Annotated in this window: 4 protein-coding genes and 1 pseudogene; 1 reads left to right on the top strand and 4 read right to left on the bottom strand. The window is 66.8% G+C overall.

Annotation, left to right across the window (positions count from 1 at the left end; genetic code table 11):
* A pseudogene (locus L979_RS16370) lies at positions 1-589 on the top strand (hypothetical protein); the annotation flags it as partial.
* Between the two features lie 59 nt (positions 590-648).
* Here the strand turns inward: L979_RS16370 and L979_RS12195 are convergent.
* From L979_RS12195 to L979_RS12210, 4 genes are all read right to left on the bottom strand, one after another.
* A complete protein-coding gene (locus tag L979_RS12195) occupies positions 649-1,776 on the bottom strand; it encodes an alkaline phosphatase family protein (protein ID WP_369792999.1) in 1,128 nt (375 codons plus the stop codon).
* Positions 1,777-1,844: 68 nt separating this feature from the next.
* Positions 1,845-2,438 (bottom strand): DUF5998 family protein, encoded by a 594-nt coding sequence (locus tag L979_RS12200; protein WP_047692481.1) that lies wholly within the window; start codon positions 2,436-2,438, stop codon positions 1,845-1,847.
* A gap of 93 nt (positions 2,439-2,531) precedes the next feature.
* Positions 2,532-4,358, bottom strand: coding sequence for a serine/threonine-protein kinase (locus L979_RS14790; RefSeq protein ID WP_052209868.1), 1,827 nt, complete (start codon positions 4,356-4,358; stop codon positions 2,532-2,534).
* Between the two features lie 3 nt (positions 4,359-4,361).
* A partial coding sequence (locus L979_RS12210; protein ID WP_047692482.1) for an acetate--CoA ligase family protein occupies positions 4,362-5,951 on the bottom strand: 1,590 nt, incomplete at its 5' end.

Genomic DNA, 5,951 nt, shown 5'->3' on the forward strand with positions numbered 1-5,951 from the left:
AGATGATGCCGCCGGTACAGGGGAGCAGTCCTCCCCCAGCGCCACGCCAGGTCCCACGGGCACGGTCGGAACGGGCACACCGTCTGCCGAGCCCACGAACACGGACGGATCACCCACCGCCGAACCAGCGCCTGAACAGGCACCGCCCGTGGACGATCCCCAGGACGATCAGCAACAGGCTCCAGCCCCACAACCCGATCCCGTGGACGAGCCCGCCCAGCAGGCACCGGCCGATGAGCCCGCCGCGCCCGCGCAAGAGGCTCCCGCACAGGATCAACCGGTGGAGGCACCCGTTGAGCAGGCACCGGCTCAAGAGCCCGCGGCACCCGCCCAGCCCGTGGTCCCGGTTGATCCTGCCGCTCCCCAGGCGCCCGCGCAGGATCAGCAGGGGACGGCAATCGACCAGGTGGCACCCGGAGCGTCCCAAACCACCGCAGGATCCGCAGGCAACGGCGGATCTGCAACCAATGGCGGATCCGGCAACAATGGCCAAGCTGGAGACACCAACTCCGATCAGCAGTCGGACTCAGCCACGGCAGAGGCCCCGGCCAGTGGCGGGCCCACGCTCCCTGCGGATCCCGAGGCCTGACACGGGTTGACGCCCCGCGCCAACCATGCCTGGGACCGGTCCCAACGAGTTGGCGCAGCTCAAGAGTTTCCGGCGACCTGCACCAGCGGAACCACGGCCTCAGCCCGGGTCAACCCACCGTGCTGGCCCACCATGTCCAAGGTTTTGGTCCCGATCCGTGCGATGTCGTGCAAAGCCATGTCATCCGATGCAGGCAGAAGCACAACGTCCCCAATGCGCTCGGCCACCTCGGCGCGGATGGTATCCGCGGGGCCGTACCAACCACCGTGGATCAGTTGCTCTCGGGTGGCAGCATGAACCTGGTCCCCAAATTCGTCCTTCCAACGTTGGATCACAGCCTCTTGCAGGTGCAATCGCTGTGCCTGCGAATCTTGCGGTTCCAGACGAAGCTGGAGGCAGCGGGGTTCACCGAACGTGGTGTGGACATCATCCAGCAGCCCGGGGATGGCGGAGACGTCCAGTCGAGCATCCCGGGCAATGTCCACCATGCCGTGATCTGCGGTCAGCACCACCAGCGTGTTCTTGGGGACACCTGCGGCCAGGCGCCGCAGGGCACTGTCCAGTTCCTCCAGGTGTTCACTCCACCGCGTGGACTGCCATCCACTGGCGTGGCCGGTCTTGTCCAGGTCATCCCAGTAGAAGTACATCAGGCAACGTTTACCCGCTGTGAGGTTCTCCAGGGCCGCACGGACTCGGGCGTGGGCAGAATCCGCGCCCACGAATCGACCACCCCGCAGTGCGGCGGTTGTCAGTGCCGAACTGCGGAACTTCTTGCGGCTCACAGTCACCACGTCAAGGCCTGTTGCCTGGGCGCGTTCCAACACGGTGGGAACGGGCTGCCAGCTCACGGGATCCACCCGCTGGTCCCAGTTGCCCAGCATGTTCACCGCCTGACCGAGCTCCACGGAGTAGGAGTCGTAGCCCGTCAGTCCGTGCGTGCCCACCGGCGTTCCCGTGCCCAAGGAGGCCAACGACGCCGCCGTCGTGGTGGGAAATGCTGCATCCAACTCCGCCAGCAATGGGGCGTTGCGCAGCAGTGGGGCGTAGCCGAAGCGGGCTTGGAGTTGTTCCAGACCGAGCCCGTCCACCAGGACCACCACCACCCGTTCAGCGGCGGGCAGCTCCAGCACGTTGTTGCAGCCGGGCACCCCCAGCACGGCGGCAGCAGAGCTGAGCACGTCAGCCACGGACCTGTGTCCGTAGCGAGGACCCGGTGGAAAGTCGGAGGGCGCGGGGGCAGAGCCCGCCACGCCGGTCATTGGCCTGCCGTGCGGTTCAAGGCGGCACGGCGCAGCGACCGTGCGAATTCCCGGGCACCCTCCACCGCCTCCACACCGTCTGCCTCCGCGCTGATGCGCAGCACGACGTCCTGGACTGCTGACATGCCGGTGTAACCATGGTCGGCCTCGCACTGCGGGTCCTCACAACCGGCCGGCTGCAGGTCCAGGTTCCGAGTTCCGGTCCAGGCCACGGACAGGTTGACTTCACTGACAGGATGCCCCGGCTGGTACTGCTGGGGCTTGTAGTAGGCATAGGTGAGGGTCACAGAGTGTACCCGAGTGGCCGCTACGGACTCTGTGGAAACCAACGCCATGACCTCATGTCCGGCCTCGTCGTACTGCTGGTCATCCACGTGGGTGATGTGCAGCGCGCCGCCGGCCAAAACCAGCACGGTGATGTGCCGGTGGATCTCGTCCCGGTCGAACGTGGTTTCAAGTTGGACCAGATGGGAATCCGGGACCACACCGTCCAAGGCGTCGGCCACCACGTCATGCACCAGCTGAGGATAGAACCCCGCACGTTCGATGTCCTGATGCAGCGTCTCCCCGCGGGGTCCGGATTGAGTCATGGTTGAACCTCCTAGAGTCGATGGTGTTCACCACAGTCTGCGGTCAGCGGATGCGTGAATCGTGGTGGCGGTGAAGCGGCCGGTCCGGCCAGGCTACTCCCCCACTTTTCCGGGTTGATTGCCGCTGAATCCGGAACCGATGGTGGGGTTGCCCTTGTTGTTGGTGCCCGGCTGGCCGGTGTTGCCCGTGGTGGCGGGGTCCGATGTTGTGGTGGGTACCGGCGCCGGGTCTGTGCCCCCTGCATTGTTCAGGGCCAGAATGCCGAACAACAATCCGATGGCCGTCATCAGAGCCACCACACCGATCACCAGCCACCCCGTGGCACCGTGGATCCCGAACAGGCTCAAGGGGCCGCCGCTGCGCTGCGTGGAGTTGCCTGTGCCGCCCGAGTTGCCCGTTCCGGCGGTTTTGGCCGGTCCGGTCGATCTGCCGGTGCCGGCGGATGCTGCAATGACACCAGAGGTCGCGGTCATGCCAGATGCCGCAGTCATACCGGATGCCGCGGCATTCCCGGAGGTCGCAGAAGTGTTGCCCCCAGTGGCGAAGGGCGTTGTGATTGCACCCCGGACTGGGCCCTGGCTTGCAGCAAATCCGGTGGTCTGGGTGCTTCCCGTGGTCTGGTCCACGCTCAGGTGGGACACATCCCGCCGCTGAGACCCCGCCCAGCCCGCCACCGGCGCGCCGCCGATCAACGTGGCACGGGACGGTTGACCTTGGGGCAAGGGACCTTGGACCACTGTGCCCGTGGTGGAACCGTCTGTGGGCGGGGCGGCTGACGGGGCCACACCGCCGTCAACGGTCAGTCCGGACGGCATCCCGTGCAGGGCGGCACCGGCCGGTCCGCTGGCGGGGCCCACCAGGGGCTCACCTCCGGGGGACGGTGTGGAGACCAACCCGTAGTTGGTCCTGATCCATCCCCCGCTGGGGAGGTCCTGGTTGGCCACTGGGCCAGGTGTTGGAGCGGGGCCGGGGGTGGTGTCCCCGGCCTCTCCACTGCGCGCAGCCGAAACTGCGCCGGTGGTGGGTTGCTGCGGTGACGGACGGGTGCCGTCCACCACTTCCTGCCACTCGATCGGCAGTGGATCCAGGGTCTGGAAGACGTCCAGTTCCTCGCCGTCGCGGGTGTGGGCCGGGGCAAAAACGCGCGTGTCCGATTCGCCCGCCAGGCGTTCCTGCAGGGCCAGGGCACCGTCCTTGCGAACGGCGGGATCGTCGTCCAACAACGCGGCGATCTCCGCTCCCAGCAGGGAGTCCCGACCAAAGGCTTCCAGGGCCATCTCAGGTGTTGGGGTCTGACCCCTGCCGTGGTTGGGCTGCACCATCCGCATGGCCACCACACCAGCGGCAAACAGATCTTGGGCGGGACTGGGGTCAGCACCTTCCAGCAACTCAGGGGCAATGTAGCCGGGGGTGCCCACCACGGTTCCGATCCGCGTCAGGCGGGCATCCTCCATCTGCGTGGCGATGCCGAAGTCCGCCAGACGGGACACGGGACGACCCGTTGCCGTGGCGTTCATCATCAGGTTGGCGGGTTTGACGTCCCGGTGGATCCAGCCTTCTGCGTGCACAAACTGCAAGGCGCGCAGCAACTGCAGCATGATTTCTTCCACCACGGGATCAGACAGGGCTCCGTGGTCCTGCAGCACGGTCTCCAGGGTGCCGCCGTCGCACAGGTCCATGGCGATCACCACATGCTCATCCTCCGCTGCCCACCCGTAGGGGGCCAGGACGTGGGGATGTTCCAGCTTGACGGATTGTTCCCGCACGAATCGCAGCAGGTCCGCGGAGTCACGTTGGCGCAGCACCTTGGCCGCGCACAGCATGCGGCGTCGTTGATCCCAGGCCCGCCACACGGTGCCGGAACCGCCACGGGCAATGGGGTCGACCAGGGTGTACCGACCAGCGATGGTGTCGCTCATGGTTCACCTCCGCATGGCACGCCGTGCACTGTCCGTTCGTTGTCCAGGGTCTCCCAACCGCACGTCTGCAGAGAGCACGGTCAGGTGTTCGCTGGACAACAGTACCGGGTTCAAATCCAGACGGGCGATCTGCGGGTGACGATCCTTCATCAAAGCCACCCGGATCATCAGGTCCTCCAACGCCTCAACGGCCACAGGCGGCTGGCCTTCATAACCGAACAGCTTCCGGGAAGCCTTGGGTTCACGCACCATGTCCCGGATGTCCTGGTCCGTCAGCGGCGGCACCCGGTGCGCGCGGTCATCCAAGAGCTTCACGGCGTCCCCAGCAATGCCAAAGGACACCACGGGACCCACCAGCGGGTCCTCCGTGGCGGTCACGACGACGGCCTGCCCGGTGGGCGCCATGGCCTGCAGATCCAAGGTTTCCGAGCCCATGGGCAGAGTCCGGCGCATGGAGGAGATGGCCTCACGCAGTTGATCGGGTGCATCGATCTGCAGTCGGACACCCCCCAGGTCCAGGCGGTGGCGCAGATGGCGGTCCGTGCTCTTCAGCGCCACCGGGTAGCCAAGGCGCTCAGCGGCCTCCAGGCCCTCCTGGACGTCACGGAAACGCACGGTGGGCAACACGGTGATGCCGTAGGTGGACAGCAGTTGGTGCGTGCGCTCCACGTCCAGGGACAGCAGGGATTCCCCCGGCACCTCGGTGGCCCACTGCGCCAACAGTTCTTCCGCTGCCTCGGCGTCGATGTCCTCCGGCACGGTGACGGCGTCGTCCTCACGGTCCCGCCAGGCCACCCAGTCCTGAACCCGGTGCAGCGCTTCCACGGCGGAGGACGGTGCCAGGAACACCGGCAGCGACAACTCGGCGTCTGGTGATGCCTGGCAACCTTGTGACGTCTGGCAACGGTGCACGTGGGAGGGCGCGCGGACCTCCGTACTACCGGTCATGGCCAGCACAACAGTCTTGTTCGCGGCCTGCCCGGCCTGTGCCACGGTGGTGGCCCATTCGTCCTCGCTGACGCCGGGGGCCGGAATCAGGCACACGACGACGGCGTCGACGTCGTCACGCTCCAAAAGATCTGTGAGCGCTGTGTGCACCGTCTCCACGGCGCGCTGCCCACCACCTGCGGTGTCCAGGTTGTCCGCGGTGGCCGTGACCTCCATGCCCAGGATCGCGGCGGTGTCCTCCATGAGGCGGCCCAGCGCCATCGCATTGGTCACAAAACCCGTCCGCCCACCGGCCGGCCACGGCTGTGCTGAGGCCACCGCGGCGAGGTCCATGAGTTGATCGGAGGTGGCCACCTGCAGCACGCCTGCTTGTTGCAGCATGGCATCCAGAGCTCCGGCGGGGGCCTCCGTGGTCCGTCCGGTGTGCCCCGGAGGCAGGCGCAGACCCGTGACCTCGGATTTGGCCACGATCACCGGTTTGGTGCGGGAGAGCCGCCGGGCGATCCGGGAATACTTGCGCGGGTTGCCGAAGGACTGCAGGGTCATGCCGCACACCTGCGTGGCGGGATCGTCCTCCCAGAACTGCATCATGTCGTTGCCGGAGACATCAGCACGGTTACCGGCTGAGAGGAACGTGGAGATGCC

Origin of the sequence: Kocuria sp. ZOR0020 (assembly GCF_000800955.1) — a bacterium.
Lineage (GTDB): Bacteria > Actinomycetota > Actinomycetes > Actinomycetales > Micrococcaceae > Kocuria > Kocuria subflava.